The sequence below is a fragment of the Photobacterium piscicola genome (genome assembly GCF_900166965.1).
Taxonomy (GTDB): domain Bacteria; phylum Pseudomonadota; class Gammaproteobacteria; order Enterobacterales; family Vibrionaceae; genus Photobacterium; species Photobacterium piscicola.
Genome location: NZ_FUZI01000001.1, coordinates 1,371,647 through 1,398,295, shown reverse-complemented (window position 1 = coordinate 1,398,295; position 26,649 = coordinate 1,371,647). Strand labels below are relative to the sequence as shown.

The 26,649-nt window shown below is 38.9% G+C and carries 15 protein-coding genes; 5 read left to right on the top strand and 10 right to left on the bottom strand.

Annotated elements, in window-relative coordinates:
- Positions 1 to 287: 287 nt before the first annotated feature.
- From CZ809_RS06230 to CZ809_RS06215, 4 genes are all read right to left on the bottom strand, one after another.
- Positions 288 to 1,034, bottom strand: a complete 747-nt coding sequence (locus tag CZ809_RS06230; protein ID WP_080156503.1) for a phosphatase — start codon at positions 1,032 to 1,034, stop codon at positions 288 to 290.
- A gap of 12 nt (positions 1,035 to 1,046) precedes the next feature.
- On the bottom strand, positions 1,047 to 3,176 hold the full coding sequence (locus CZ809_RS06225) for a tRNA(Met) cytidine acetyltransferase TmcA (RefSeq protein WP_080156502.1): 2,130 nt from the start codon (positions 3,174 to 3,176) through the stop codon (positions 1,047 to 1,049).
- A 101-nt stretch (positions 3,177 to 3,277) separates the two neighbouring features.
- Positions 3,278 to 4,252 (bottom strand): ParB/RepB/Spo0J family partition protein, encoded by a 975-nt coding sequence (locus CZ809_RS06220; protein ID WP_080156501.1) that lies wholly within the window; start codon positions 4,250 to 4,252, stop codon positions 3,278 to 3,280.
- Between the two features lie 7 nt (positions 4,253 to 4,259).
- On the bottom strand, positions 4,260 to 5,474 hold the full coding sequence (locus CZ809_RS06215) for an AAA family ATPase (protein ID WP_080156500.1): 1,215 nt from the start codon (positions 5,472 to 5,474) through the stop codon (positions 4,260 to 4,262).
- Between the two features lie 1,338 nt (positions 5,475 to 6,812).
- On the opposite strand from CZ809_RS06215, the gene CZ809_RS06210 reads away from it, so the two are divergent.
- Positions 6,813 to 8,813 carry a replication initiator protein RctB domain-containing protein gene (locus CZ809_RS06210; protein WP_080156499.1) on the top strand — a complete coding sequence of 667 codons (2,001 nt, stop codon included), beginning with the start codon at positions 6,813 to 6,815 and terminating at the stop codon, positions 8,811 to 8,813.
- Between the two features lie 139 nt (positions 8,814 to 8,952).
- A complete protein-coding gene (locus CZ809_RS06205) occupies positions 8,953 to 11,232 on the top strand; it encodes a patatin-like phospholipase family protein (protein ID WP_080156498.1) in 2,280 nt (759 codons plus the stop codon).
- Positions 11,233 to 11,545: 313 nt separating this feature from the next.
- On the opposite strand, the gene CZ809_RS06200 is transcribed toward CZ809_RS06205, so the two are convergent.
- Entirely contained in the window at positions 11,546 to 12,778 is a 1,233-nt protein-coding gene (locus tag CZ809_RS06200) for a serine/threonine protein kinase (RefSeq protein ID WP_080156497.1), read from the bottom strand.
- Between the two features lie 467 nt (positions 12,779 to 13,245).
- Here CZ809_RS06200 and CZ809_RS06195 point away from each other — a divergent pair, with 467 nt between their 5' ends.
- A complete protein-coding gene (locus CZ809_RS06195) occupies positions 13,246 to 14,175 on the top strand; it encodes a helix-turn-helix transcriptional regulator (RefSeq protein ID WP_080156496.1) in 930 nt (309 codons plus the stop codon).
- Between the two features lie 41 nt (positions 14,176 to 14,216).
- Here CZ809_RS06195 and CZ809_RS06190 read toward each other — a convergent pair whose 3' ends face one another.
- The 5 genes from CZ809_RS06190 to CZ809_RS06175 all read right to left on the bottom strand — a co-directional run bounded on the left by CZ809_RS06190 (position 14,217) and on the right by CZ809_RS06175 (position 19,877).
- Positions 14,217 to 15,677 (bottom strand): sodium:solute symporter family protein, encoded by a 1,461-nt coding sequence (locus CZ809_RS06190; RefSeq protein WP_080156495.1) that lies wholly within the window; start codon positions 15,675 to 15,677, stop codon positions 14,217 to 14,219.
- Between the two features lie 9 nt (positions 15,678 to 15,686).
- Complete coding sequence (locus CZ809_RS06185; RefSeq protein ID WP_080156494.1) at positions 15,687 to 16,622, bottom strand: DMT family transporter; 936 nt, start codon at positions 16,620 to 16,622, stop codon at positions 15,687 to 15,689.
- A complete protein-coding gene (locus CZ809_RS21150; RefSeq protein WP_158258953.1) occupies positions 16,619 to 16,771 on the bottom strand; it encodes a hypothetical protein in 153 nt (50 codons plus the stop codon). Before CZ809_RS21150 ends, CZ809_RS06185 begins: the two co-directional genes overlap by 4 nt.
- A gap of 264 nt (positions 16,772 to 17,035) precedes the next feature.
- Positions 17,036 to 19,531, bottom strand: coding sequence for a phosphoenolpyruvate--protein phosphotransferase (ptsP, locus tag CZ809_RS06180; RefSeq protein WP_080156493.1), 2,496 nt, complete (start codon positions 19,529 to 19,531; stop codon positions 17,036 to 17,038).
- 28 nt (positions 19,532 to 19,559) lie between these two features.
- Positions 19,560 to 19,877 (bottom strand): PTS fructose transporter subunit IIB, encoded by a 318-nt coding sequence (locus tag CZ809_RS06175; protein WP_065193308.1) that lies wholly within the window; start codon positions 19,875 to 19,877, stop codon positions 19,560 to 19,562.
- 872 nt (positions 19,878 to 20,749) lie between these two features.
- Here CZ809_RS06175 and CZ809_RS06170 point away from each other — a divergent pair.
- Positions 20,750 to 23,275 (top strand): GH92 family glycosyl hydrolase, encoded by a 2,526-nt coding sequence (locus CZ809_RS06170; RefSeq protein WP_080156492.1) that lies wholly within the window; start codon positions 20,750 to 20,752, stop codon positions 23,273 to 23,275.
- A 260-nt stretch (positions 23,276 to 23,535) separates the two neighbouring features.
- Entirely contained in the window at positions 23,536 to 26,448 is a 2,913-nt protein-coding gene (locus tag CZ809_RS06165) for a GH92 family glycosyl hydrolase (protein ID WP_080156491.1), read from the top strand.
- Positions 26,449 to 26,649: the final 201 nt, after the last annotated feature.

The following is a 26,649-nucleotide window of genomic DNA, read 5'->3' as shown; positions in this document are numbered from 1 at the left end:
GTTGTTGGCTGTAGTTGTTGGCTGTAGTTGTTGGCTGTAGTTGTTGGCTGTAGTTGTTGGCTGTAGTTGTTGGCTGTAGTTGTTGGCTGTAGTTGTTGGCTGTAGTTGTTGGCTGTAGTTGTTGGCTGTAGTTGTTGGCTGTAGTTGTTGGCTGTAGTTGTTGGCTGTAGTTGTTGGCTGTAGTTGTTGGCTAGAATTATAATATTTACAGTGTAAATTAATATGACGATTTACACTGTAAATATAATTAAGTCTCAGTTTACACTGTAAACCAAAACATTATCTGATCACCATTTATGATTTTCATATTGTTCAGCAACAGACTTTCCACGCTCAGTTAAGAATGCTAAGAATGTTTCAGGGCATTGAGTCACAATTAATTCCTGCGGAAAATCAACATGTGCTAACAAAGTCTTAATGCTTGAGAAGTTACCAACATCCGCCGCAAAATGAGCATCAGACCCTGTCGTAATTCGAGCCCCAAGTTCTTTTGCTAGTGCAGCAATATCTTCACATCGAGGTGCACTACCAACACGAGAGCGGCCCAATGATGAGTTATTGATTTCAACTAACACATTATTCTTAGCGGCAATACGAATGACGGCTTCAAAATCGAAATCATAATTAGGATTTCCAGGGTGACCGATCGCATCAACCACGCCTGACTGTATTGCATTAATCAATGCTTCAGTATGATCACTTTTCGTCATCGGTTTAAAAACGGGCTCATGCAAACTAGCTATCACCCAATCTAATTTCGCTAAAACGGTATTATCAAGATCGACCTCACCCGCAGTATTCTTGATATTTGCCTCAACACCACGTAAAACAGCGACACCTTCAAGAAATCGAGGAAGGACACGTTGATTCGCAAAATACCAGAAATGAGGAGCACCAGGCATTAAAGAAGCATGGTCAGTATTACAAAACATTTTTAATCCCTTTGCCGCAGCAGCTTGGGCATTTTCAATGATTGTACTATAAGCATGACCACTGGATAATGTATGTGTATGTGTATCAACTTGAATTTGCATAATGAAAAACCTCTAATAAACTTGAGAAGATAAAGAATAATAACGAGCAACTATATTTCGTAAATGCTGCTGAGCAACTTTACGACTGGCTAAATGATATCGCTCCCCTACCGCTGACCAAGTTTGTTTTTGCAAAATCTTAGCTACCGCAAAGCCGACATCATCATTCCAAGCACAATCATCTTGCAACAAATACTGTGAGAGCCAACTTTCAAGACTAGCAACCACGACATCATAACCAAGTCCACCTTGAATAAAGGTTTGTAGCTGATGTTCAATCTGTATCTGTGATAAGCCATAATTCAATGGTTGCTGAACATTTTGAGAATATAATTTAAAAAACAATTGGCTATCAAGCTGACTAAATTGTTCAACTCGCTGGCAAATAAAAGATGCACTGAACAAAGCAACCGCCTCATCAAACCATAATAACGCAGCGCTTGATAACGGTTTAACAAACAATAAAGAATGGAGACCACTCGCTGCATCTTTAGTGATTCCTAACCGCAACGGCCGTAATGAACAATGACACCAAAAATCCACAAGCTCATTAGCCGCACCAAAGCTTGTACCGATATAGTCAATGTTTTCATTCTGTGCTTGTTGTAAAACAGCGTCCACCAAATGGGTACCAATACCTTGTTGTTGAAAACTATCAGCAACAGCAATACGTAATATACGATAACAACGCTGCTCGGCCGCAATCGCATAACCTAAATGAGCCGCTAAGGATTGAGCCAATAAATGCCCTTGTGGACGACGTTTACCTTGCATCACTAATTGTGCAAGTTCAGCATCAAATCCACCTTCTTTAGACACAACACAACAACCAATAATTGTCTTCGCTTGTAACGCAACAATCAGTGATAGTTCAGGATCATCTAGCAGTTGTTGAATATCATTGGGCGAGGTTTGGTAATGGGCGTTAATCAATAAACCAAACAGTTGGTTTAATAAGTTTTCATTAGCCGCTAATTCAGAGGTCGGTAACACAGAATATTCAATCGCAGCGACATCAGAACCAACATCAAGCGCAGTACAATTCGGGGCTTCGGCGGATAATAACAACGCTTTAAAAATCCAAGCTTCAAGCGGATCGCCTACAGCCCAGCGAATAGGTTGTTCTAAATGATAACTGCGCCACTGTGGCATTTTAATTGTTAATTGTTGTTTGAATTTAATTTCAAACCCACGCCCAGTGCCTTCATAACCATGAATAGTCGTCGCAAAAATTAATCGATTATGATGAGAAAGTAACGCCATTAAGATAGATGCTGGAATAGCGGCAGCTTCATCCACCATAATAAAATCAAATTCTGATGCGCGGTTAACTATTTCATCAGCGGCTACAAATTCTAACTGGCTAGCGCCAAAATGTAATTGATGTCGATATGGTTGTAGCGCCGTTGCTAAGCGTAATTTAGCAAGTTTAAATACCGTATCCGCACAAGCAAAAGAAGGAGCCGTAACAGCGATTTTAATTGTTCGTGTTTGTAATAATTCAGCAGCAGCAATACCAAGCGCCGCCGATTTACCTCGACCACGATCAGCAGACAACACTAATGGACGTTTACTATGGCCGGTCACAACTTTAATAATCGCATCCACTGCGTCTACTTGGCCTGCAGTTAAACACCCTCGTTGAACATTAGCATCCGTAAATATTTGAGAAGAAGATAAGTCATCAGGTATCACAGCTAAAGATAATAACTCGACAGGTTGTGACTGCTGAATAAGCATAACCTCAGGCTCTAAAAACAAACGACCTAAACGATGATAAAAATGAGAGCTAATATTAGCAAGTCGCCATGTTGGTGGCGTAATAATAACAAGAATACCCCCACCTTTAACGGTGCCAGAAAGTGCACCGAGTGTATTTGCATTCAATCCATCTAATGCGTTGATAGCCACCATATCAAACTCTTGCCCAAGCCATTGCTTTGACTGTTTAAGAGATGAAGGCACAAATGACATTGGCGCATTATCCCCAGCCCATAATCGTTGTGAAAAGTGCTTACCAATAACAGTTGCCATTGTCGTTGCCCATTCGCAATCGCCTTCTAAGACAATTAACTGACGACAAAAATGGTGTGATAATTGTTGCTGAAGTTGAGCGAAGAAAATATCTAACTGCGCCGACATAAATAGATCCATAAATAAATGACCTACAGATCATAACACAGCCACAACAGGCATAAAAAAACCACGCATAATTGCGTGGCTTTTATTAAGTAAAATAAACGTTACTTTAGATAATCATTTAAATAAGCCAGTACATCATTGATTTGACGATCACTCATCTTTTTCAATTTAAGCTGTAACTTATCACCATCACGCATATAAGAGACTTTACCCTTAATTAAATCTTGCGATGTTGGCTTCTCAATCACTGTCTTAGGATGTAATTGCTCACCTAATTGTTCTAATTTACCTGTTACTTCACGCGTAATACGGCTAATGCCTTGTGCGTTAATCGTCTTCCACAATGCTGCATTATCACCGCTCAAATCAGCAATCATGTGTTGCTGTTGTTCGTGATTTAAACCAAAGAAAATACGGTGAAGTTTAACAATAGTAGGACGACCAAGTTCACCCACACTAGGATAAGCCATCAATAATTCCATCGGTAAACTTGCAGCTTTTAGTGCACCACTCACTAATGCTTCACTGCACTGTAAATACTTAGCCAGTTCTTTTTGATCAGCAACTTTGCCAGTATCTAACAGCGACTGCATTTCTTTACCACGTTCAAATAAAGATAATGGCTTATGCGCGTTCGCAACATCGGACAAAAATTTAGCATGCTCAGTATTGATGCCTTTAGCGACATAAATTAGAAAATCTTTATGAGCAATAATACAAGACATACGACGGCGGCTACCGTCTAATACTTCAATACGACCATCATCAAGCCAACGACCAACGGCGGGATATTGCTGGCCACGATCTTTTAACGTTACTAAAATATCAGCAAGAGCATGCTCATTTAAAAAAGCTTGCTCACGCGCATTTTCAGCAAAAACGATCGTTTGTGTGCTGATATCATCTGCGTTTACTTTTACTAATTCAAAAGCAACAGTATCTTCGCCAGCAACAGCTAATTCAATCACAGCGGCTTTATCACGGGCTGCTGTTTGTGCTTCTGTAACATTGGTCGCACGACGTTTATCGGCTTTACCAAATAAACGTGCATTAAGATCTGTAGTTTTAATTGCCATCTGTCAATTACTCCTCGTTCAAGTTTGCCCAGTGGCTGTGCATAACACGTTCTAATTCAAGACCAACACGCTGAATGGCTTCTTGAGCCGTAGAAAGGGTCTTCTTACCGCCCTCAAATTCAGCCGCAGTAAGGTCAAAAACAGTGCTATAAGTGTCTGCACATGTCTCAAAAGCGCGGCTTCGTGGTACTGTCGCCATCATTACTTGCTCACGTAACAAGTAATTCATTTCGGTTAATACTGAAACTTGCTTTTTATTATCGTCTTCAAACATCGTTGGCATCAGACGAATGAATTCTAATCCGTGCCAATCTTCTGGAAACATCTCATAAACAGTGGGTAAATGCTGAAAGAAGTTAACGGTTGATGCCCAGTCTAAACGTTTAGCAGCACAAGGAATGATCAACGCATTTGATGCATACATTGCATTCCAAACTAATGGATCAATATGAGGACCCGTATCAATCATGATGATATCGAACTCATCAGCAATCGGATCAATCACTTTTTCTTTAAGTAAACGCACGATATCAAGATCTTGATTTACAGCCAAATCTTGCCATGCATCAGCATTGAACATCGCATCTTCAGGGAAAGCTGCAATGGTTTTAAGATTCGGATATTGGGTTGGCATTACCACATTATCCATTACAAAATGCTTATCTGTTAACACACCTTCCGGCACGTTATCTAACATTACGTCCACTGCTGAATAAATAGTCTCTTGTTTACCTATACTAATCAATGGATTAAGAAATAAACGTAACGATCCTTGAGGATCAAGGTCAATAAGACAAATTCTGTAACGCTTATCTAAATCTAAGGCTAAACAAGCAGCGATGTGCACCGCTGTCATCGATTTTCCAGTACCACCTTTCTGATTCTGGACATTCACCACCCAAGGTTTACGTCCAGCGCCTTCTCGTTGATAAAAAGCAGGCTTTTTTGCTGACTCCATCAACTGATGTGCTTCTTCAAGGGTAATTGAATAGTGATTTGCTTTATTTTTTGTAAATTGATGCCCAGTCGCTTCCATACGTGAAATTGCATCATCTAACTTGCGACGAGTTAAACCTGAGCGCGTTTCCATTAATGCTTTTGACATTGGTGGAAAAACTTCCTCGCGACGCTCTTCTAAAACAATTTCAATACGATCCGCTTGTACTTGTTTAGTTTGCTCTGCAATATTGAGCAAATTTTGTATCGTCTGTTCCCTATTCATTAGTACTCTTCGCCATGATAATAGACTGCCTCTATTGTACAATAAAACACACTGTAAACAATAAAAAGCTGAACAAAAACATGTGATACCAATCTCAACTAAAAAACATCGATTAATGCAAAAAGCATAAAAAAATAAGGTTTTTAGACTTCAATCTACTCAAAAATCCAACCTAATCTACCTCATTAAACCCATTTCGCAAAACTGTTACAGTGTCACAAGTTTACAATGTAAATTCAACTCATCTGCATTATTAGCGGAACAATGAAAAAATAGTGATAATTTACGGATAATGTCATTTCAATATAAAAAAGAGTCGATGAAAGATTTTATTCTATTTGCTAGTGAAATCACCCAATTTCATTAGTAAAAAGTAAAAAAAAGCAAAATAACACTAAAAACAACCTGAAATCATATTCAGTGAATTCATAAAAGCTCATGATTACTTGATCATTGTTCCAACAAAGAAGAACAAAAGATGAAACGATGATCAAGCAAAGATAATTGCTAATATAGACCTGTAAACCGTACTTTTAGACTCACTTAATAGCGGAAAAATGATCAAGATAAAGTTCAATGATCACAATTATTGAGTTAACAACACGGAAGCATGTAAAATTGAAGATAAACTACGGGGAACGCTGATTCAATAAGGGTTGGGGCTTCATAGCTGTCATTTAAAATCTACTAAACAACCGCTTAATTTCTTCAATATGGAGAATTGAAATACACCAAATACACGATGATCATTGATCCAATGGCGGATACATGACAAATCCACATTGGTTTACGTTGAATGTCATCTCAATTAAGTGTCAATTCAACTTAAAAAAGCATTTGCGAGAAGCAATACAAGCATAAATATGCCCCAAAAACTTGAAAACACACCAACATGATCATCTTTCCAGTAAAAAAAGGCTATCGATAACACTGAAAATAACAATCAACACCAATAAATACGTGCTCTCACATCTTAGTTGTGGATAACTTTGTGGAAAAGGTGATAATCAATGATGATCATGCTTTCATTATTATTATGATCATGTTTTCAGCTTTATAATGATCATCTTTCCAGTGCTATGATGATCATGCTTTCTAGCGCTATATGATCATGTTTCTGTACTTCTGTTGATCATCGTTCCAACTGCCTGTAAAATAATAATCATTATAAACATACAGTTACAACAAATTTTCTCACCTGATCATTAGATCATATAATCAATAAGATCAGATTTAATCATAAAGATCAGTTTTAAAATCTTTAAATAAAAAACTTTATTTATTGATCTTTTTCTATTAATCTCTACGGAAAGATGATGCTTCTACGGCTAATGACAAATGAATTCCGTTCGAAATACTAAAAAAAATCCGATTGATAAGATATTGATCGAAGCGCCAAGATCACACAAAGATGGTCATTTATTTGTGATCCCTGCAAATTTGGTTGATTGGTTACCCCAATACCAGCATTTTAAAGGTGTAACCAAAAGTATTATCGAACTGTTGAATTTAATTTCATTACGTGGCTTATCAAGCCAAGATGGTATGGTTTCAACAACTGAACTTATTGAAGCAACAGAAGGCCAGTTAACCCGCGCTGCTATTCAGCAACGTTTACGGGCAGCTGTCAGTGTTGGGCTATTTAATCAACAGCCAGTGCGATTTGAAGAAGGCCTTGCTGGTAAAACTATGCTGCATCACTTTATTAATCCAGCACTACTCATCTCTCAGCTTGGTACTGGTAGTTTACTATCAGATCAATTTAAGCAACGTGAAAAACAAAAGCGGTCTAAGGCATTAGCCCAAAATCATGTTAACCGTCGCTTATTGACTGAATATGGTTTAGGTACTCCACCATCGATGCCAGATGAAGCCGATCAAATTGTGGTATCACCAACAAGTTGGGCTGGTATTATCGATCAAGCTTTAGCGCCACCACGAACAAAGAAAAGTTATCAAAAAGCAATGGTTGCGATCAGTGGCACCAAAGCGATCATTGAAACACGATCTTCAAAATCGATCATGACTGTTGATGATCTTATGACGTTATTTGCGTTGTTTACGCTAACCGTACAATATCACGATCATCATCTTGCGGATTATGAGATCCAACTCCGCTCAATGGCAAATAAAACCCCTGTTTATATCACTGATATTTTAGCTTTACGTGGTAAAAAAGACAGTGGCCCTGCTCGTGATTCTATTCGCGAAAGTATTGATCGTATCGAATTTACAGATTTTCAGTTGCATGAATTAACCGGTCGTTGGCTGAGTGAAAATATGCCAGAAGGTTTTAAAAGTGATCGGTTTAGATTTATTGCTCGTACGATCACAGCATCAGAAGAAGCGCCTCAAGAAGGTGACGATGGTGAGATTCGCATCAAACCTAACTTGTATATTTTAGTGTGGGAACCTTCCTTTTTTGATGAATTACTCACCCGTGATTATTTCTTCTTGTTTCCACCTGAGATTTTACGTCAACATACTTTAGTGTTTCAGTTATACACCTTTTTCAGAAGTCGTATGTCACGTCGCGTTGTTGATTCAATGCTATTAAGTGAATTGAATCAAAAGCTTGCTAGAAATATTGAATGGCGTCGTTTTTCTTCGGATATTATTCGTGAATTAAAAAAATTGGCAGAAGGTAAAGTGACCGAGACGATGTTTGCGGTTAATTTATGGGGCTATCATTTAACGATTTCGGCTGATGATGTTGATAAACGTTATACGGATTATCGAATAGATATTAAATCTGATGCTGAAGAAGTTATTCGTTATTCTCGTGCGAAAACCACTAATGAAGGCAAACGTAATATGGCACCAACGATGCCAAATCCATTACGTAATGAGATTATGCCTAAACAAGCACTAGATCAGTTATCCGCGATTATTGATGGCGAATTTGAACCAATCCAACGTAAAGAACCTCGACCTCGAGGGCGGTTAGGACGTCGTATTAAGCTGCGTAAGCATTTAGTTGAAATAAATGCAGATGAACTTACTATCGTTTTATCTAAATATACCTCTTCTGAGGCGCTACAACGCAGTATTACGGCGTTGTCTGCAATGACTGGTCATCCAGCTACTACGATTACAGAAGAGTGTCAGGGGTATTTAGAGAAGCTTGATTGGCTTCATGTCGCAGGGGAGCGTGTTAGTTATGAAACGCTCAGTAAAACGGTTGAGCTGTACAATAGTCGTCAAGATGAACGCCATTTATCTATTGAACGCTTAATTTCAGGTTTAGCCGTTCGTCGAAAAGTATGTAAATTGGTTCATGAAGGTCATATAACCGATCAAGTATTAACAGCCTTAGATGATGTCGCAAAAGGAATTTAAAATATAAATAGTGATAGCTGAATAGAGAAAGAGCGTGTTTATCGACGCTCTTTTTGTTTTAATACTGCTAAAGGGTTAACACGTAATACTTTGATGTGTATTACGTTATACTAAGTATTATTGTTAGCGGAGTTAGACGATGTTGTTTAGTAAAAAGAATTTTAGCAGTATTTTATGTTGTATTTTTGTGAGTACATCAACTGTTAATGTCTATGCTGCAACAGCAGATCGTCCTGTTATTGAGCGTCCTAAAATTGGTGTAGTGCTTAGTGGCGGTGGTGCAAAGGGTGCGGCCCATATTGGCGTACTGGAAGTTCTTGAAGAAAATCGTATTCCAGTTGATATTGTAACTGGTACGAGTATGGGGGCCTATGTCGGTGGCATGTATGCCATGGGGCTGTCTGCTCACGAAGTTAAACAACGAACATTTGATATTAACTGGAATACGGGTTATATCGATAGGGCTAGTCGTAATGATCTATCGTTACGAAGAAAGAAACAAGGCGATACTTATCAATTACATACTGATTTAGGTTTGGATATTAATGGTGAGTTTAAATCTCGGCCTGGTGCATTTCAAGGCCAAGGGCTCGCTGTTATTTTACGCCAACTTACCGTTAATTTACCGGCATTAAAAACCTTTGATCAACTCGCTATTCCATACCGCAGTGTTGCGACGGATATAACGAAGGTAACCCCTGTTATTATTGACTCTGGTAATTTAGCCACTGCAATGCAAGCATCAATGACGGTGCCTGGCGCATTAAAACCCGTTCACCTCGATGGTAAGTTACTTGTTGATGGTGGGGTCGTTAATAATATGCCTGTTGATGTGGCAAAGCAGCTTGGCGCTGAGGTTATTATTGCGGTGGATTTACGTGATAGTTTAATGCCTAAAAAAGATTTAGACAGCGCTTTAAATATTGTGTCACAGTTAACGACCTTTATGACTAATGCCAGTGCTGATTATCAGAAAAGCTTAATGAAGCCGAATGATATTTATTTACAACCCAATGTTTCTTTTATGACTGCAGCTGATTTTGATAAATTAGATCAGGCTTATCAAGCGGGACGGAAAATAGCCCAAGCATCACTTCCTCGTTTATTACGCTATCAATTATCAACTTCTGATTATGCTAAATATAATGAAGAAAAAAATATGAGACGAGTGAAATTATCTGCACATGACTCATATTTTATTGATGATATTGAAATCATCAATAATACTAATTTACCTGATAAAACATTATTAGCACAACTAGAATTAAAAACAGGTAAAGTGATTTCTAATAATGAATTAGAACAATCTGTGAAACGCTTACAGAGTGAAGATATCTATGGGCGAATTAATTATTCAATAAAGCAAAAAGATAATAAAAATATTTTAGTGATGGATATTAATGAAAAATCTTGGGGGCCTGGATACTTAAACTTTACACTGGCGTTTGAAGATGATTTTGAAAGCCGATCTGATTTTTCTTTTGGCGCACAATATATTTATACTGATCTTACCGATAAAGGTGGAGAGTGGTTACTTGAGTGGAAACTGGGGAGTTGGAAGGATATTTCAACTGAACTATATTTTCCGATAGATTATCAACAACATTTCTTTACTGCTTTTGGCGCTGCAACGAGTAATGAAATTCGTCGATTTGATAATTTTAATGCTTATAATTTAAATACAGAAGATCTAAAAAATATTGATGCGAAATATAATCAAACTAATGCTTACGCTGAAATGGGATGGAATATAAGACCATGGGCAGCATTAACATTAGGGTATAAAGGTCAAACAGGTAGTATTGCGGTATCAGCATTGGATAGTAAAGAAAACTATGATTTATATGGACCATATTTAGATCTTACTTATGATGATTTAGATAGCTTCTTTTTTCCATCTTATGGTTCTTATTTAAATGGTGAGATTGGCTATAGTAATACCTTACGTCGACCAACGTCAGGTGAATCAGAGTCTGGTGACACGGTATATTATAATTTATCGATAATTAAACCATTCACATACGATAAGCATACAATGGTATTTTCAATAAAAACTGCTGGTTCAGATGCTGATAATTTATTACCTATCTACGCTCAAGATCTTGGCGGATTATTTAATTTATCGGGCTATCATCGTTATGAGTTAAATGGTCGTTATAGTGCTTTAACCAGTTTAATATACCGTTATCGTGTTATTGATAATAATTTTGGAGCATTTAAGTTTCCGGTATATGTTGGCGGTTCACTTGAAAAAGGTGGCGTATGGGATCGCACATCAGCCATGAGTTGGCACAGTGCGATTACTGCTGGCAGTGTGTATGTTGCCGTAGATTCCATTTTAGGGCCTGTTTATTTAAGTTATGGTCAGACATCCACGGGTGAAAGCTCATTCTACCTTTCACTCGGAGGGACATTGTAAATATAAATGTATTAATGTTTATTTATTAACGATGGATATTCAATTGTGAATATCCATTTAATACTTTACATATATTTGACAAATTAAAGTGAATTTAGTTGATAATCGTTAGCGATACACTTTTTGCTTTTATTTATTTATTTTCTGTTTATATGGATATAAATAGATTAACAATAAAATATTTAAAAGTATTATATGATTTTTTCGAGTCTCTTGAGGCTCGTTTTTTTTTGTTATTAATTTGATTGAATACACGCACAAAAACGCCCCTTAATAATAGTAATTAATAAAGGGCGAATAATAGGATGATTATTTAGTATTCCCAATGCTCAATATTATGTGAACCACTAAACTGATTAGGGAAATAATCCTCACACTTACCTTCACGCCATACATCAGCCGTTGCACAGTGTAAACCACCACCAAAAGCATACGCATCACGTAAATCAACCGGAATAACGTTAAAGCCGAGTTTATCAAATTGCTCCATTTGTGCTTTTTCGCTGGCTTCAACACACACTGTTTTATGGTCAATGATCAATGTATTCATTGATAGCCACGTACTTGAATAACAAAGTGGTGGTGGGTTATCCCATGCAGGTTTAACGGCTTCAACAATTTGCCAATCATTCTTTTCAAAAATTTCACGTTGGCCGGCAAATAATGGCCGATGTGGATTAAGCAACATTAGACCTGGGCGTAAAGGACAGAATGTAGCATCAATATGAATTGGGTGATTATCTGCAAAACTTAATGTATGGATACGGTATCCCATTGGCTCATATTTACGCTTGATCCAGTGAATACCGGCTAAGTTAGTGGTTAAGCCATGTTGAACAAAGATATCTTTACCTAAGCGCATGACATCTGCGGCATCAAATAAAATATCTGTTTCTTTGGTGCTGTATTCTTTATTTAATGAACGCGCCATTGTTTCTTCATCAGATAAATATTCATAAGCAGCAACATAATCCATACGGAAACTATCGTCAGATAAACGTGGGCGTGGTGCTTGTTCGATCATACATTTTTGATCTGATTCAAAATATTCACGAAGAAGATCAGTGTATGCCAAATATTCAAAATAACGGCTTCTAAAGCTCATGGGTGCCATTAGAATACTTTTACCCATAGTAAGCAAGCAATCACGAGGAGGCATGCAACCAAAGCCTGAGCTGATTGAAAAATCGGGAGTATTGATACGATCATGCCAGTCAACGGCGCCTGGACGGTCAACAATGATGCCACGGTTTTCAAGGATCTGCGCAAAACCATTTAAACATTCGTTTGCACGATCAATGGACTCTTGAGTACGGCGACCTGCTTTACTACCACGCATTGGTGAATCAGCAGGGATCTTTTCATTACTAGCGGGGCAAGCTTCTGGAATATGTTGGTTATCAGCAATACCAACAATAACATGACGAAGAGGATCAAAATCGTTATAAGACTCGACATGTAATCCCGGTCTAACATAAGGCACACCTGATTCTTTGCGCTCAAGCGGTAAAGAAGCATTTGGATAAAAATCGTTTGAAATACTCATTGCAAATTCTCCATGAGAACGAATAGTTGTATTGAAACAGTGTGTATTGGCACATTGTTAGTTTTACTTACGATAACGAATATTTATTCTTCTATTTAACAATGTGTTATGTCGCTGCCTCTCGCTGTTGAAGATCATGAGTTGTGCTCTTCAATGGTTTTATAATGCGCCTTTAAAACTGATTTTATAGCGAAGTTATGCCGATAAATGTCGATTATATGCTGATGATGGTATTTATAGCGGTTGTTATCACTTTTTAGTGGGGATAACACATAACAATGGCTCTGACCGATTTTTATGGCACTCTGAATATGCTCATTTCAGTTATTACTTAAAAAGCTCGATGGAATATCACATAATTTAAAAAAGACTATATCGTGCCAGTGAATAGCCGCTCACTTTGGACTAAAGCATCTAGCTCTGTGGCATAAAATTGTAATAATGGAGTGATTCAAGGAGGGTAGGTTATGTATCAAAGGGTCATTGCAAATACACCTAAATTTTTAATGTTCGATTTACAGCCATTGATTGAGAATAAACAGTTTATTTTTGGAGCTGATTATATATTGATTCGCCCCCAACAAAATGGTGGCACTCTTTATTTGTCCTCCACTGATATACCATTAGTTGTTGGACAGCTAGTCTTAATCGCACCATTCAATCCATTTAAAATAAGTGGTGAAGCGCTAAATAATAATGACAGTGCGGGAGACGTACTGCATTTTCGTTTAAATGCTTTAGGGCAAACTTTTATTGATAGTATTCAATTTACCAATATAAAAAACATGCTGGATAATGCGAAACAAGGTTTGTTATTTGATAGTGGGGGGTTAGAAACTGTATTTGAAATTATGGATAATATAGAAAACTCCTTTGATTTTAAGCAGCTACTGAATATATTAATGCTACTGGATCAGTTAACGAAAACACCATCGCAGCAATGCTTAGAAAGCCACCCGATTACTTTTTCTACCACCAAAAGAACCGAAAATCGGGTTGATATTGTATTGCAATATATTGCGACAAATCTTGCTGAGCCATTAACTGTTACTATTGTCGCCCAGCAATTACACATGGCGGAAAGTACGTTTTCACGTTTTTTCCATACTCATCTAGGGGTGACGTTTCGACAATACTTAATTGAACAGCGGGTGAAACAAGCAGCAAGATATTTAGTCTCAACAGATTGGACTATTGCACATATTGGTGCTGAAGTCGGATTTTCATCATTATCAAATTTTAATGAAAAGTTTAAAACGTTATTACATGTAACACCGCGGCATTATCGAGTGAATCATTTATCATTACGGGAAAATATCGATACATCTCAATCAATACAAGGGCAATTACAAAAGCAATTACATCATTGGCAAACCAGTGCTTCGATTGCGCCCTAATAACAAGAGAATAACGGGGAAATTATTCTCTTGTTGCTTCGTTATAGGTGTCGAAGATGATTGGCTATGAATTGATATTGGCAGCATTTAGCCACCAGCGCATAACTACAACAAGCTAAAAATGAAGCATAAAGCGGTGCCTCAACCCAGCCAAAATGAAATTCAACAAACAGTAGGCAGCCACTAAAAAAACCAATCACTAATGCGCTCAATGCGGCGTAAATATTACTAGGTAACCAATGGGCTAATAACGTTGGTGCAACTAATGCTGCCATTAATGTTCCTGATCCTAAAATTGCTAACATAGAAAGCATAAACGGGGGCGCAAACAGCATGATAATAAATCCGAGAGTGCCAAGTCCGAGTACTGCACTACGATTGAGTAGTAACAACTGTTTTGCTGTTAGTGATGATTGGGGCCACAATGCTTGACGTAAATCATGAGAAACTGCACCAGATATTGCATGTAATACTGAGTTCGCGGTTGATTTCATCGCAAATAAAATAAACAAGGTCACAATGGCGGACAAGGACGGTGATAGAAATTGGGTTAGAAAGACGGGCATGGCATCGTCAGGGGTCGTTAAGGTTGGTACTTTTACACGAATATAGCAGCCAACGATAGGAACCAAACTTAATAAACACGCCATAGGGGTCATATAAGCCGCTACATGGTGTAATTTAGTGGTATTAGCAAAAGCCATAAACCGTATCGACATATAGGGCAGGGTAGCACTGTAGATAAACGCATACGGTAGAACCATTAATACATGCCAGCGGCTACTACCATAAGGGCCTGAATCTTGCGGCGCTAATAAGTTTTTATCGATGGCATTCAGTTGTTCGATTAACACTGAAGGTGGCAGATCAGTAAAAATGGTCACCATAATAATAATGGCTGATAAGCACATACCGAGCACCATAAACGTATCAGTAAAAGCAACCGCTGCAAGCCCACCGATTGATGTGTAGATAATAATAATCGTCACCATAATCAATGATGCACTGGTGTGACTGATACCCAACCATGGCCCCGCTAATAACCCTAAGGCTTTTATTTGGCCAACAAGGAAAATCAGTAATAGTACGATGGTAATAATGGCACAGAAGGCTTGAGTTACCCGTTTGACACTTTGAGGACCATCATGACTGGCTGCAATATATTCCGCAATCGTCAAGGTCCCCATGGTTTGGGCCTTTTGGTGTAAAAATCGCGCACAAAATAGTACCGCGAAAATCATCGCGGGGGCAAAGAAGAAATTGCCCAATAATTCAATCGCACCATATTTATACGCAACCCCAGGAGAGCCCATGAATCCCCAACCAGAGAATGCAGTCGCAACAATGGTTGAGGCACCAATAAAAGGGCCTAAGCAATTTGCGGCGAGTAAAAAACCACCTTCCCCCTTGCTGCTGTGCATGACTTTATTACTGTACAGAGCTAAAGCAACCATAATTGTTACGGTTACTAGGAGTAGCCCCCAATTGAGTGAAGTGTGCATAGCATCACCTTATGATTGTGGTAGCGGTTTATGAGATAACGCCCGTTTCTTGATGATATTAATCACTATCTCTCCCATACCACCACCAATCACCAATACGCCACCAATGGCTTGTAAAACCGTTAATGATTCACTAAAGACTAAAATCCCCAGTCCTGCACCGACAACCGTTTCTAAATAAGATATACAGGCTAATTCCGCTGCTTTTAAATGTTTAGCGGCAATGGTTAATAATGATAGTGCGCCAAAACCAATAAAGAACCCCATTGATAGTAGCCATAGCCATGAGGTGCCATCCATTGCTGCTAATGATGGGGGATTAATGATAAAGCAAATCGCAATGGCTATCGCACCAAATGAAAAGTTAAATAATGAACGCGAGTCTGAACCAATATCGGTACGGTAACGACTAAAGAATAAATACAAGCCATAGCCGATACCTGACATTAATCCCAGAATATCCCCGATCATATTTTCTTTAGAAAACGACAGCGATAACGTCAACCCAGTGTGAGGGTTATAACTGATAATGCCGATAATAAACAAACAGCCAATAAATACTGCGGTTAACATCGATGCAGTCAGGGCTGAAATTTTTTCTTTTAAGAATATCGCAGCGAGGATAGTTGAAAAAACAGGGCCGGTATAAATTAAAAATACCGCATTGGCTAAGGTTGTATATTGGGTGGCGGAGACATATGCGGCTAAGCATAATCCTAAACAGACGCCACTGGTTATGACGGCTGGGGTCAGGGTTATATTTTTTAATTGTTGCGCTTTACCTTGGTAGAGCATAATGGCAAAAATACAGATAGCACCGACGATCATCCGTGTAAATGCAATGACATCACCACTGGTATTAATATTACGTGAGAACAAGCCAACACAACCCATAAGGGTGGCAGAAACAATCATCGTGGTATATCCAAGCGTTTTAGGGTTCATTTTCTACTCCTTGAATGGGTACTATTTGATTGGTTTACCAATGATCCACCACCGGAATGTTGTTGATAGATAAAAATACCTGTCACCGTGATCCAGAGGATAATATTGGCAATAATAAAAGCATCAATTGCCCAATAACCTGTTTGCATTACTCTTTCCTTATATTTAGGCGGGGGGAGTAATTAAGGGAAATGCTAATTATTTATTAATGACAATAATTGATGATTTTGAGCGAATGAACTAGCTAAAAGCTGCTATAAAATAACCAATAAACGCTCTCTATGTTTAAATGAGATCTTGGTCATTTTTAGGTATTAAGCGGAAAGAACAGGGGAGTTGATAATTTGAATCGAGGTTTAAAATGACAAAGCCCCTCAAGAGAGGAGCTTTATATTGATAAGCTTACGTTTAAATTATAAGCCAATCTGTTCAGTAATAATGGCAATAATGGCTTCTGGTGATTCAGCCTGACGTAAACTGTCACGGAAACTTTCATGAATAAGTTTACGTGCAAGCCCGGCAAAGATACGCATGTGTTGATCACCTTGGTCTTTGTTTAGGGTTAGCATGATAACAAAATCAACTTCACCAGAATCTGACATCCAATCAATCGGTTTATCGAGATGCGCAATACTGATACTAGAATGACGAATATGGTCAGACTTCGTATGTGGAATTGCAAATCCATGTCCTAAACCGGTAGAGAATACGGCTTCACGTGCCCAAATATCTTCCTCAAGCTTATACACTTCATCTGTACGGCCTTGAATACCCAAGTTACCAACTAGCGCTTGGATCACTTCTTCTTTGTTAGCAAAATCGGCGGCTTTAAATACACATTGCTGAACTAATATTGGTTTAACTTGTGCTTGAGCATGACGTTGTTCAAGTAATGCTTCAACTTCTTCAATGGTGGCGCACTCACACGCTTCTGCAAATAAGGTTTGGCTATCTGCAAAATTAATTTCGGTCAACTGTGCTTTGGTCGCCGCAATTTTGGGGGCACTCATGCTTATTTCATCAAGACCTGCACCGACTAATAATGGTAATACTTTACTGTCTGCGCCAAGTTCACCACATAAGCCTACCCATTTACCATGAGTATGCGCAGTAGTAACTACTTGCTTCAATAAGCGTAGGAAAGCAGGGGCTAAGCTGTTATACAGTTTTGATACGCTGGCGTTATCACGATCAACCGCTAATAAATATTGGGTCATATCGTTTGAACCGATACTGAAGAAATCGACTTCTTTACAGAATAAATCAACAATAAATGCCACTGATGGGATTTCAACCATGATGCCCAGTTGCAGATCAGCATCAAAAGCAATATTTTGTGCTGTCAGTTGTTGCTTAACGATTTCTAGTTGTTGCTTAACCCAACGGATCTCTTCAATGCTTTGAATCATCGGGATCATGATTTTGGCTTTGCCATGCACTGATGCACGTAAAATCGCGGTTAATTGGGTATGGAACAGTGCTAAGAACTGCGGGTAAATACGTACCGCGCGGTAACCTAAGAACGGGTTGTTTTCATGGGGTAGGGCGAGGTAATCAATGGGCTTATCGCCACCAATATCCATGGTACGAATGATCACTGGTTTACCATTGGCGGCGGTTAATACTTCACGGTAATGATTAAATTGCTCTTCTTCATCGGGTGCTTGCTGGCGATCCATAAACAGCATTTCAGTGCGGAACAGACCAATTCCTTCAGCCCCTTGTGCAAACGCATTATCCGCTTCGACTGAACAGGCAATATTAGCAGCGACCTCAATCGTGTGACCATCTTGAGTGGCTGCTTGCTGGTGGGCATACTGACTTTGCTGTTGTTTAAGTGTATTCGCCAATGTGATGGCACGATCGAAGTAACCACTAACTTCATTGCTAGGCTCGATAGCCAGTACCCCTAACTGAGCATCAACATAAACATGATGATTTAATGCCGCCGCACAGTCTTTAATTTCAATCCCTGACAAGGTTGGAATATTAAATGCACGTGCCAAAATTACGGTGTGTGAAGTGCTACCAGCATGAGTTAACACCAAGCCTTGCAGTAACGCTTTATCAAGCCCTAAAAATTGACTTGGGGTTAAATCGTTGGCGATCACAATACTTGGTAGCTGGAGTGAAAATTCAGCTTGGTTATCAAGTACTGTTGGGTAAGCGGCGGTTAATAGTTGAATTGATACATCTTTGATATCCAATACGCGTTCACGTAAGTAACTACTTGCTGACTGTTCAAGTTGATGACACAGTTTTTCCATCACTGCCAAAATAGCATTAGCCGTTGAATGGGTTGCTAGCAGTGTTGTTACGCCATCAATGAAGCTTGAGTCGTTAATGATGGCTAAATGCGCACTAGTGATTTCTTGTTCATGGTGTGAACCATTAGCAATGGTGTTATTTAAGTGAGTACTAACTTGTGCTCGTGCTTGCTCAAAACGTTGGGCTTCATTGTTATCGTGGGTTGTTGTCGCAAATTGCTGTGGATCAATTTGGCTCATTGCAACGAGTACACCACAACCAATACCTGGGGCAAGACGTTTACCGGTGATCAAATGGGGCTGGTGGCGTAATAATGATTGCGGTAACACGATTTCGCTCTCATCCGATAACGTTTCTAATGCTTCATCACAATGTGGAAATTGTTGTTCAATGTAAGTTTGAAGGGTCTGACATGCTTGTTCACTGTCTGCACCATCAAAGCTTAAGGTACAGTTATCATTTAATAGCGTATCTGTACCCACTAATGCCAAAACACTTTTTGCATCACCTGAATTGTTAGTGCGGTGATTGGTTAGCGTAATTTGACACTCAAACTGACGGCACTGTTGTTCTAAATGGTTTGCTGGACGCGCATGAATGCCATTAGGTAATACACATTGAAACTGAAATTGGTGAGTCATAAATAATACGCCTTAAATTTATTTAATGTTATTGGTGAGCTAATAGCAGTTGCTGACATTGAGAAAAAATACGTCGTGGATGCTGCAATGCATCTTGAATAGAAACTTCTAGACAGCGATGTTTTGTAAAACGGTCACTTTGCTCGACATTAATATCGGCTGCGAGGATAACAATATCAGCACGCTCAACATCCTGGTCGGTGAGGCGATTTTCTACTCCCATTGCTCCTTGGGTTTCGACTTTTATTGTGATCCCGAGTTTTTTCGCTGTCTCAGTGAGCTTGTCGGCTGCCATGTAGGTATGTGCAATCCCTGTTGGACATGCGGTAATCGCGACAACTCTCATATGTCTCTCCTGCTGTTAGATAATGTAATGCTAGGGCAATGGCATAAATATAAGCAGTTAATAGAGAGCAAGATAGAAGAGAAACGACGCTTTTATAGGACATTTGTAACCGTAATAACCAACCGTGATAAGGATCTCATTGCATTTTTGGTGAATGTTCTCAGTAATGATTAGCATTTTTGTGCGTTGGGTGTTGAAAGGTAATAGTACTTTGATGATGGTTGGCTGCATTTATTAAGGGAAGAATGACGGCATTATTATTAATTGATAGTGCTTAGAATGTGGTGTTAAGAAGAAAAGATGAATAAATACAAGAGCGGTTGTCATCACGTAATAATAAAAAGGCAGCATGAGCGGGGGACTGCATGCTGCTAAAGGTCATTGTTCGGGAAAATAATGACAATATTTTATATTTTAAACGCTGGGTTAATTATTACTTAAATTAAAAATATAAATAGTGGATAAATATCACTTTAATAGCACTATTCTATCTAATCTTTTTTTATGTGATATCACGCAGTCTTCTTTAAATAATAATGATGATGTTTGATAATATATAAATTAAATATGGTCATTAATTATATTTAAACAAAAATAGCAAACTGTGATATTGAGTCAAAATATCGCAATATAACAATGAGAGCCTACTCACAGCGATTAGGTGTTGTTACAAATATACAGTGAATGCGTAATTTATCCTATATCGCCATAATTCTTTATTTTTAATAATGCGAGTCAATAACTAAGTGAAATGACACTGAGTAAATAAAACGAATAGTGATTTTATTTAATCTTATTGATCCAATTGTTTTAATAATATCAACCTTGCTCAGTAAGAGTGTGGTGCAATTAAAAAATAGGGATAGAAAACCATGTTTAAACTGTCAATCGTCGCAGCAGCAATTGCTCTTTCTGTTGGTCTTGTCGGCTGTAATAATGATAATTCAACCCAATCATCAACGGATAAAAACGATAATCTGCCAACATTAGCGGTACTTAACTATGTTGATCCTTTGATTGGCACGGATGGTTTAGGCAATGTTAATCCTAGCCCTGTAACCCCTGAAGGTATGATCCAACCAAGCCCTGATAACTGGAATCCGACGAATTGGGAGGGGAAAGGATCACCATCTGATTATCATCACTATTTAAATCAATTATCAGGATTTAGCACCACCCATATTTCGGGTGCAGGTAAAGGGGATCTTAATGATTTTGCATTTTTACCTTATACCGGTTTTCACTCAACCGCTGTTACGATGGATAAGCAAACTGAAATATCAAAAGTGGGTTATTACGCGGTTGATCTTATTGAAACAAAAGTTAAAGCTGAATTAACAGCAACGGATCGAGTTGCTTTTCAGCGCTATAGTTTTCCAGCGGGTGCCGATCGTAAAGTAAAGATCGATTTACAACATGAGTTACTCGAACAATACGGTAATCACTCTCGCAGTATTTATTATAAAAAAGTGGCAGATAATGCTATTGCGGGGGCGCGTACCAGTAATGAATGGGGTCAGTGGCAAACGGTATATTTTTATGCTGAGTTTTCAGAACCGTTTAGTGGTCACATGGCGTATGTTGAAGGTAAGCAAACTGCTGCAACAGAAGTTGGATTAGCCGATTATCAAGGTTACGGCGATAAACGTGATCGAGTACGTGATGTGGTGACCCACCTTAACTTTGGTGACGGTGATCAGCCTATCACGGTTAAGATTGCCATCTCTGGTACCAGTATTGATGGTGCGATGGCCAACTTACAAGCTGACGACAACGGTTATGATTTTGATGAGGTTGTGGCTGACAACCAACAGCAATGGGCGAAGGTGTTAAATAAATTCACCATTAAAGGGGGAACCCAAGCCGATAAGACCATGTTCTATACTTCGCTTTACCGTACTTATGTCGCGCCGTTTGTGTATCAAGACGTTGATGGTAAATACCGTGGTATGGATGGCAAAGTCCATCAAGCTGATGCCGATTTTACTAACTATTCAGTGTATTCTATGTGGGATACATTCCGCGCTGCTCATCCACTTAAAACCATTATAGATAAAGAACGTGCAATTGAATACGCCCATGATTTGATGAATAAATTTAAAACTGGTGGTGTATTACCTAAGTGGGAATTGCATTCTGATTACACCGGTGAAATGGTCGGTTACCCTGCGGTTTCTGTGATTGCCGATGTAATGGTGAAATACCCTGATGCTTTTACTCAACAAGATTTTGAATTAGCACTTAAAGCGGCAGATGTGTCAGCTAACTTTGATTTAACTATTACACAAGATTGGGTGCCTTATAAAGATGCGTGGAATGGTGATAAACGTTTTACGGTCATGACCCGTCATGGTGAATATGCTGAGCAACACGGGTATGTGCCAGCGGACGCTAAGAAAAAACCTCAAGATGGTGGTATCGCCCAAGATAAATACGATGAATTAGTCAATGAATCGGTGTCATACGGATTAGAAAATGCTTACTACGATTGGTGTATTGCCCAAATCGCTAAGTTAGCAGGTGATGATGCTCAATATCAACGTTATATAGCACGTTCACAAGCTTATAAGCCTTACTTTGATCTCAATAAGGCTGAATATGCTAAATACGGTGCAACTGGATTTATGCGCCCTAAAAATCATGATGGTTCATGGGTAAATAACTATCCATCATGTGCCATTGACGGTCAAGGCGATCCAATTACGCCGTTACCTGAGGGTTGTGATATTAATGATGCTAAATCATTTGATATTTTTTGGCCTTACCGTGCCGAGCATCGTGGTCAAGATTTCACGGAAGGGAATACATGGCAATGGAGTTGGTTTGCACCGCATGATATCGCTGGTTTAAAACAAACCATGGGCGGTGAGGCAGGTTTCTTACAGAACTTAGATGCGTTATTTACTGCAAATGATAAAGCCGATACCTCTCAAGGGGATATGACAGGTTATATCGGTCAATTTATCATGGGTAATGAACCTGATCATCACGTGCCATACTTGTATAACTGGACGGCAGAGCCTTGGAAAACCCAAGAATATGTCGATCAGGCGATGAAAAAATTCTTCCACCCAACCAAAGCGGGTTTAATTGGTAATGAAGATGTAGGTCAAATGTCAGCTTGGTACATTATGGGCGCATTAGGCTTCTATCAAGTGAATCCTGGCGCACCGATTTATACTATTGGGCGACCACTGTTTGATGAAGTGAAATTTGATATTGATGACGGTCAATTTACGATAACGGCTGAAAATAATAGCCCTGATAATATCTATGTTGAATCGGTCACTATTAATGGAAAGCCCTTGGGTAATCATTATACTTTTGCTCATAGTGAAATTATGGCTGGTGGCGAATTACACTTTGTGATGACCAATAAAAAGCCAACAATTAAATAAATTAATATTAGTTATATTTGAAGCAGACAAAGTTGATTATATTTGTCTGCCTCTCAATACTGTTCGTTTCTTTATATCATTCATTGTTTAATCATCATTGATATTTACGTTTCAATATTAATTAAACGGTGGGTTTAAATTACATTGTTTTATTTATTTCTTAAATACTGTCTATTTCAGCGTGGTCGCTAATGGTTTTTTATTAATGACTATTAATAACAGTGTTAAAAAATAATATATAAATTAGAAAAGGATTTGAAATGAAATTCAAACGTACCCTACTTTCAATGGCTGTTATTGCTGCAACATTGGGTTTAACGGCTTGTGATGACGACACGCATAATATTGATGTTAATGTTACTGTCCCTGATGGTGATGGCACTCTTCCTCCTGTTGACGAAGGGGATAAGCCCGTTTGTCCACCGACTGGGGACGGTGATTGTGATGATAAACCAAGTACAGAAAACCCAGTTATTGATATGGGGGTTCATATTCCGGTTGATTTATCGGGCATGGATGTCACCCGCTACGTTAATCCATTTATAGGGACTGGTAATTTAGGTAATACTTACCCTGGTGCAACTACCCCTAATGGCATGGTGCAATTGTCCCCGAATAATGGCTCTAATGGCTGGGAGTATATTTCTGGCTATTATTATCATGACGCTCGTACCAGTGGTTTTTCTCATACTCATTTATCTGGCGCGGGGGCTGGGGACTTAAATGACATTCTGGTAATGCCAATTAACTCCCGTTCAGACTTTATGATCAATGAAGGTTCAGCGACCCTCAATTTAGAAGCATCCCATTTTAAACATAAAGATGAGCAGGCGACCGCGGGTTACTACAAGGTTGAGTTGCTTGACTATGACATTACTGCTGAACTGACAGCGTCTGATCGTGTTGGTGTGCACCGTTATACGTTCCCACGCGATACAAAATCTGAAATTATCGTTAATACCGGATTTAAGCTTAACTGGGATTACACTTCTGATTCTTTTATTCGTTGGGATAAAGAAAATAACCGTTTGATTGGCCATCGTTTATCTGATGGTTGGGCAGCCTCTCAGAAAGAATATTTTGTGATGGAGTTTGATCAACCGATCAAAAATGTCCGTTTTGCTTATTATGATAAAGAGACCAAACAATACGTTAATGCGCCAGCTGACTTTACTGAAATAGGGTCAATTAAAGGCTCTCAAACCTATGATGCGGTTAATGATCGTGATGTGTTTGGTAAATATCAATATGCTCGCGCTTATGTTGAATTTGATACTGAAAAACAAGGGTTAGCCGTTGAAGCAAAATTGGCGTTATCAAGTACTGCGATTGGTAATGATGGCACCAATAAAGCGCCATTAACGGGAGCGTTCTTGAATCTAACTGAAGTTGATAATAAAAACTTTGATGATGTACGTTTAGAAGCCACCAATGAGTGGGAAGCATTACTGGGTAAAGTAAAAGTTGAAGGTGATGAAACCTACAAGCAAACTTTCTATACTGCGATGTACCATGCTTTCCTAGGTCAAACAACGCACTCAGATATTGATGGTAAATATTACCGTGCATTCCAAGGTCGTAATGCTTATCCAAATGGTCGTCCATCTTGGGGTAAAGAAGCGCCATTAGTGGATGATGTTCGTTTAGCCGATGCCAACAATGATGGTAAAGCTGACTTTACTCGTTATGACACATTCTCACTGTGGGATACTTACCGTAATGTACAACCACTAGCATCAATATTTACCCCTAATGCATTAGCGGATGTTGTGTTATCAATGCTTTCTTATGCAGAAGAAGAATTTACGCCTCTTGATGCGGCGGGTACTGCGAGCGAATCTCGTAAAGGCCGTTTACCTGAATGGACATTTAAAGGTAATGAAACCGGCATGATGATGGGGATGCACTCAACCCCGGTTATTTATGATGTATTGGCAAAAGGCATCCTTGATGCGCGAATGACAGAACTTGGTTTTAGTCAGGCAGATCAAAATGATATTAAAGCGCGCTTAATTACCGCCATGGTAACGGATGCACGCGGGAAAACGAGCCAAGGTGTGTCATGGATTAAAGAATATGAAAAAAATGGTTGGGTGCCAGCACAGCTCCATGATACAGAAACGGACTCATACGGTAAGCACTCACCTTTTAAAGATTCATGGACAGCGTCATATTCACTTGAATATTCAATGAATGATTGGATGATTGCAAAATCCATTGCCTTGGTGTTGGGCGAAGATGATCCACGTTATACCGAATTTGCTAATCGCTCAAATAACTGGCAAGCACAGTTCGATTTTGGTGGCGAAGCAAATACACCGTGGAAAGGGTGGTTTAAAGCGCGTGATAATAATGGCCAATTTATTGATAAGAACTGGACAGATCCTGTAACCGGTGGAAATGCTGGTAAAGATTGGCGTCCTGACATGTTTAACTGGGCATTCTCAGAGTCAAACGGTTGGCAATACTTCTTTAGTGTGCAACATGATATTCATGGTCTAAAAGATTTGATGACTCAAGCGGATCGTAAGTTTAACCCTGAAGCAAAAGAGGGCGAATTATTTGCGGCACGTTTAGATGAGTACTGGTCAACATATCCAGATCGTAATGCAGGTGATAACCAGTTCCCTGTCTTTAATACTGGTAACGTAGGTCAACACGTACAAGGTAATGAACCTGATCTGCATGTGTCTTATTTGTATAACTACGTGGGTCAGCCGTGGAAGACTCAAGCGGCGATTGCAGCCTCAACCAATGTTTGTTACGACAACACTGCTGATGGTATTTGTGGTAATGATGACTTTGGTACGCTTTCTTCATGGTTTGTGTTCCGTGCGCTAGGTTTCTATCCAGTGAATGCAGGCAGTATTTATGAAATTGGTACACCGATGTTTGAAACTGCTTCCATTGATGTGGGCAACGGACAGTCGTTTAATGTGGTCGCAAAGAACGTGAGTCGTGAAAATATCTTTATTCAAAACGCAACGTTTAATGGTAAGACGTTTAATCGTACCTACCTTACTCATGATGAGATTATGTACGGTGGTGACCTAGTGTTTACGATGGGTGATACACCAAATAAACAGTGGGGTGCTGCCGCTGACTCTACACCACCAGATACTGGAATTGGTGAGTTCTTACACGAGAAATCACTACCTGTTGGTGCTCGATAAAGAGTTATGCTTTTTTAGCATAAAAATTATTTATAGTTATTGTTCTTCAAATCCTACGGTTAACTACCGTGGGATTTTTTTATTCCTCTTTTTAATATTCAAATCATAATCAATATCAAAAATTGTATTGATTATGAATCCATTTATAGAATCAGTGTTTGTTATTTTAAGATTTATTTTAAATTGAAATAAAGCGTAATA

What these genes read in the sequence shown, in the direction of transcription:
- CZ809_RS06230 (WP_080156503.1), bottom strand. Translation starts at nt 1,034, where the DNA reads ATGCAAATTCAAGTTGATACACATACACATACATTATCCAGTGGTCAT.
- CZ809_RS06225 (WP_080156502.1), bottom strand. Translation starts at nt 3,176, where the DNA reads ATGTCGGCGCAGTTAGATATTTTCTTCGCTCAACTTCAGCAACAATTA.
- CZ809_RS06220 (WP_080156501.1), bottom strand. Translation starts at nt 4,252, where the DNA reads ATGGCAATTAAAACTACAGATCTTAATGCACGTTTATTTGGTAAAGCC.
- CZ809_RS06215 (WP_080156500.1), bottom strand. Translation starts at nt 5,474, where the DNA reads ATGAATAGGGAACAGACGATACAAAATTTGCTCAATATTGCAGAGCAA.
- CZ809_RS06210 (WP_080156499.1), top strand. Translation starts at nt 6,813, where the DNA reads ATGAATTCCGTTCGAAATACTAAAAAAAATCCGATTGATAAGATATTG.
- CZ809_RS06205 (WP_080156498.1), top strand. Translation starts at nt 8,953, where the DNA reads ATGTTGTTTAGTAAAAAGAATTTTAGCAGTATTTTATGTTGTATTTTT.
- CZ809_RS06200 (WP_080156497.1), bottom strand. Translation starts at nt 12,778, where the DNA reads ATGAGTATTTCAAACGATTTTTATCCAAATGCTTCTTTACCGCTTGAG.
- CZ809_RS06195 (WP_080156496.1), top strand. Translation starts at nt 13,246, where the DNA reads ATGTATCAAAGGGTCATTGCAAATACACCTAAATTTTTAATGTTCGAT.
- CZ809_RS06190 (WP_080156495.1), bottom strand. Translation starts at nt 15,677, where the DNA reads ATGCACACTTCACTCAATTGGGGGCTACTCCTAGTAACCGTAACAATT.
- CZ809_RS06185 (WP_080156494.1), bottom strand. Translation starts at nt 16,622, where the DNA reads ATGAACCCTAAAACGCTTGGATATACCACGATGATTGTTTCTGCCACC.
- CZ809_RS21150 (WP_158258953.1), bottom strand. Translation starts at nt 16,771, where the DNA reads ATGCAAACAGGTTATTGGGCAATTGATGCTTTTATTATTGCCAATATT.
- ptsP (WP_080156493.1), bottom strand. Translation starts at nt 19,531, where the DNA reads ATGACTCACCAATTTCAGTTTCAATGTGTATTACCTAATGGCATTCAT.
- CZ809_RS06175 (WP_065193308.1), bottom strand. Translation starts at nt 19,877, where the DNA reads ATGAGAGTTGTCGCGATTACCGCATGTCCAACAGGGATTGCACATACC.
- CZ809_RS06170 (WP_080156492.1), top strand. Translation starts at nt 20,750, where the DNA reads ATGTTTAAACTGTCAATCGTCGCAGCAGCAATTGCTCTTTCTGTTGGT.
- CZ809_RS06165 (WP_080156491.1), top strand. Translation starts at nt 23,536, where the DNA reads ATGAAATTCAAACGTACCCTACTTTCAATGGCTGTTATTGCTGCAACA.